The organism is Candidatus Pantoea communis, from assembly GCF_011752685.1.
GTDB lineage: Bacteria > Pseudomonadota > Gammaproteobacteria > Enterobacterales > Enterobacteriaceae > Pantoea > Pantoea communis.
Genome location: NZ_VWXC01000083.1, coordinates 1 through 256, shown reverse-complemented (window position 1 = coordinate 256; position 256 = coordinate 1). Strand labels below are relative to the sequence as shown.

The window sequence follows — 256 nt, the reverse complement described above, 5'->3', positions numbered from 1 at the left end:
CTGCTCCGATTAACGTTGAACAGGAACCCTTGGTCTTCCGGCGAGCGGGCTTTTCACCCGCTTTATCGTTACTTATGTCAGCATTCGCACTTCTGATACCTCCAGCATGCCTCACAGCACACCTTCACAGGCTTACAGAACGCTCCCCTACCCAACAACGCATAAGCGTCGCTGCCGCAGCTTCGGTGCATGGTTTAGCCCCGTTACATCTTCCGCGCAGGCCGACTCGACCAGTGAGCTATTACGCTTTCTTTAA

1 rRNA gene is annotated in these 256 nt (G+C 53.9%); it reads right to left on the bottom strand.

The features are described from left to right. Window positions 1-256 (bottom strand): 23S ribosomal RNA (locus F3J37_RS27975); the annotation flags it as partial.